Annotated in this window: 2 protein-coding genes; both read left to right on the forward strand. The window is 63.3% G+C overall.

What is annotated here, in order from left to right:
- Positions 1–110 precede the first annotated feature (110 nt).
- Positions 111–2,300, forward strand: coding sequence for a formylglycine-generating enzyme family protein (locus tag AB4Z11_RS25295; protein ID WP_442028539.1), 2,190 nt, complete (start codon positions 111–113; stop codon positions 2,298–2,300).
- 1 nt (position 2,301) lies between these two features.
- A partial coding sequence (locus AB4Z11_RS25300) for a glycoside hydrolase family 127 protein (RefSeq protein WP_442028540.1) occupies positions 2,302–4,112 on the forward strand: 1,811 nt, incomplete at its 3' end.

The raw sequence follows: 4,112 nt of genomic DNA on the forward strand, positions 1-4,112 counted from the left end.
GCTGTGCAACGTCTTCGGCTACCTGGCCAGCTATCTGTTCCCTGCGCCGGACCAGTCGCTGGCCGGCCTCACCATCTACGCAGACACCCCATCGAGAACCGAGGAAGATCATGACCGGCAAACGTCCACCCACTTATGACACCCGCACCGTGCCGGCGAAAGAGCCGAAGCACTGGGACACGCCGCTGCCGCACACCTTGCCGGCCCATCTGCCCACGCCGGGCAAGTCGCCGGATTGGCCTTACATCAATATCGGCAAGTGGAGGATCGACGTCAACAACTATGCCGACAGCTGGCGCAAGGAACTGACGATCTGGCGCCACGAACACAAGATCCGCGCGGGCTATGACGGCTCGCGCTACGACCGCCCGGAGCTGGCCTGGTCGCAGCGCAATTTCGTGCACACGCAGATGATGGTGGAGGACCGTTACTTCTACGATCCAGTCAAAGGTGAGTACACGGTGGACCGTTATCTGGACGATCTGGAAAAGCGCTTCGGCGGCATCGACAGTGTGCTGATCTGGTACGTCTATCCGAACATCGGCATCGACAACCGTAACCAGACCATGCTGGCCAGCGATATGCCGGGCGGCCTGGATGGACTGAAAAAGGCGGTGCAGGCTTTCCAGAAGCGCGGCGTGCGCGTGTTCCTGCCGACTATGCCGTGGGATAACGGCACCAGGCCGGAAGGCATGGAAGACTGGGACGCGGTGACCGGACTCGCGGTGCAACTGGGCGCCGACGGCGTGAACGGCGACACCTACAATGGTGTGCCGCGTGTGTATGCCGATGTGTCGGACAAAGCCAATCGCCCCATGATTTTCCAGCCCGAAGGCTCGCTGACCGCGGACGAAGCGCTGCAATGGAATCAGCAAACCTGGGGCAAGGCGTCGACGGACACCATACCTGCCGTGAGCAAGGTGAAGTGGCTGGAGTCGCGCCACATGGTCAATCTGGAAAACCGCTGGTGCCGCGACCGCACCGACGATTTCCAGTACATGTTCTTCAACGGCGTGGGCTATACGGCCTGGGAAAACGTGTGGGGTATCTGGAACAAGTTTACGGACCGCGATGGTGAAGCGCTGCGCCGTATCGCCACCATCTACCGCCAGTTCCCGGAGCAGCTGGTCAGCCCAGGCTGGGAACCGTATGCGATGGCGCTGCAGCAGAACGTGTTCGCCAGCCGCTTCCCGGCCGATGGCGTCACGCTGTGGACGATTGTGAACCGCAATGAATACGAAGTGAACGGCGAGCAGCTGGTGGTGCCGCATACCGAGGGCCGCAGCTATTACGACGCCTGGAATGGCGTGCCGCTCACGCCGCGCCTGCAGGGGCTGGGCGAAGGCGCGACCGCGACCTTTGATCTGACGCTGGAAACCAAGGGTTTCGGCGCCATCGTCGGTGTGGATGCCGGTGTCAGCGTGGCGGGCATGGATGATTTCCTGCACAAGATGTCGGACATGGCGAGCGCACCGCTGCGCAGCTTCTCCGGTTCCTGGAAGCCGCTGCCGCAGAAGATGATCGATATTGCGCCGACTGCCACCGCAGGCGAAGCGCCGGAAGGCATGGTGGCCATCCCCGCTGGCGATTTCGACTTCGTGGTGACCGGCATTGAAGTTGAGGGCTATACCTGGGCCAGCATGGACTTCCAGTATCCGTGGGAGAGCATCGGCCGCCGCGCGCACCGCCGCCGCATGGCGATGAAGCCGTTCTACATCGATAAGTACAACGTCACCAATGCCCAATTCAAGAAGTTCCTGGACGCCAGCGGCTACGCGCCGCGCGATGCCCACAACTTCCTGAAGGACTGGGACAACGGCGCGCCACGCAAGGGCTGGGAAAACAAGCCAGTGACCTGGGTCAGCCTGGAGGATGCGCGTGCCTATGCCGCCTGGGCCGGCAAGCGTTTGCCGCATGAATGGGAGTGGCAGTACGCGGCGCAAGGCACCGACGGCCGCCTTTACCCGTGGGGCGATCAATGGAACGGCAACGTGGTGCCGCAGCAGAACACCGGCCGCGAATTGCTGCCGCCGGATGATGTCGATGCGCACCCTGAAGGCGCCAGCCCGTTCGGCGTGATGGATCTGGTGGGCAATGTGTGGCAATGGACCAGCGAATTCGAGGACGAGCACACGCGCGCGGCGGCGCTGCGCGGCGGCAGTTCGTATATTCCGCAAAGCTCGCACTGGTACTTCCCGCAGGCGCATCGGCTGGACCAGCATGGCAAATACCTGCTGATGGCGCCGTCGAAAGACCGCTCCGGCATGCTGGRCTTCCGCTGCGTGGTGGATGCGGCCTGATATGGAAGCGATTGTCCGTTTTCCATCGCCAGCGCAAGTCCAGCTGCAAGGCTTGCTGGGCGACGCGCTGCAGGCCAACCTGAATGGCCGCCTGTCGCATTTCATCGAGGATGAACATAGTCCGGCCATCGCGCTTTTTGGCGCAGAGCACAAGTGCTGCAATCACGAAGGCGACTGGTATGGCGAGCATGCGGGAAAATGGCTGTATGCGGCAGCGCGCGCGGCCAGCCGAAGCGCCGGGCATCCGCTCGCATCGCATGTGCTGCGGGTGGCGGACTTTCTGGTGGCGCAGCAGGAGGAGGACGGCTATCTGGGTAATTACGCGCCGGAGCGCCGCTTCATGCACAAGCAGCCGCGCGGACCGCGCACCTGGGATGGGGCACCCGGCCAGCGTACCTGGGATATCTGGACGCACAGCTATCTGATCATCGGTCTGCTGGAAGTGCACAAATACTTCCCTGAGCCGCGTTATCTGAATGCCGCGCGCTTCATCGGCGACTTGTGCCTGCAAGCGCTGACGCAAGGTGGCGTCGATATCACGGAGCTGGGCAATCATCACGGCATGTCCGCCACCATCCTGCTCGATCCTGCGGTGGAGCTGTATCTACGCACTGGCGAGGCGCGCTATCTTCAGCTGGCGGAATTGATCGTGCAGCAGGCGGACGCGCGCCCCGAACTGAATCTGCTGACGCAGGCATTGAAGGGCGCCGACGCGGCGGAAATCGCCACCGGCAAGGCCTATCAGCTGTGCTGGAATATGGTCGGCCTGGCCAAGCTGCACCGGGCCACCGGCAAGCCGGCATATCTCGACGCCGTGCGCAAGGTCTGGCATAGCGTTCACGAATATCATCTGAGCCTGGGCGGCGGACCCTGGGGCGGTATCGCGCATCGTTCGCGCGAAGTGTTCAATCATCATGGCGCCTTCTCGCCATACGGCTATATCGAAACCTGCTCCACGCTGGCGTGGATGCAGATGAACCGCGAACTGCTGGCGATCACGGGCGAGGCGCAATACGCAGAGGAGATTGAGCGCTCGGCCTACAACGATCTGCTGGGCGCGCAAGCGCCAAACGGCGAGGACTGGTGTTACTACATTTTCCCGAACGGACGGCGTGTCTACACGACGTACTGGCGCTGCTGCAAATCGAGCGGCGCCATGGCGCTGGAGGAGCTGCCCGGCGTGACGTATGCCTTGCGCGGCGCTGACGAAATCGCAATCAATATTTATGGGCCGGGCGAGGCCACGCTGGCGACTGCCGCTGCCGGCAATGTGCGGCTGGTCCAGCACACGGCGTATCCTGCGGACGGCGCTGTGCGCATCAGCGTCCAGCCAGAACGCGCGGGGCGCTTTGCGCTTGCGCTGCGCATTCCTTCTTGGGCGGACGGCGCATCGGTGCGCGTGAATGGCGCAGACGGCGAGGCATGGATGGGCGCGAACGCCGCCGGGGCAGAAGCCGGCGGCTACCTTTGCCTGGAGCGCGAGTGGCGCGCTGGTGATGTGGTCGAATTGTCGCTGCCGATGGTGCCAACCCTGCATCGCAAGCTAAGCCAGAACACGCAGGAGTCGCGCGCTCCGGACGGTTCGCCCGTCGCGCAGCAGGTCATGCGCTACGAGTACGCGGCCATCACGCGCGGCCCGCTGGTGTTTGCCACGGGGCTGATCGACGGCTTCAAGATGGAGGAAACGGTGATTCTGGCCGACGGTCCGCTGCTGGAGATGGCGCCCGAAGCACTGCCCGAAGGCGCGAATGGTCCGGCCATCCGCCTGAAGCTGGCGTCGCGGCCGGACCTGGTGTTCGTGCCTTACTACGA

The organism is Pseudoduganella sp. RAF53_2, assembly GCF_052113985.1.
Taxonomy (GTDB): Bacteria; Pseudomonadota; Gammaproteobacteria; order Burkholderiales; family Burkholderiaceae_D; genus Rugamonas.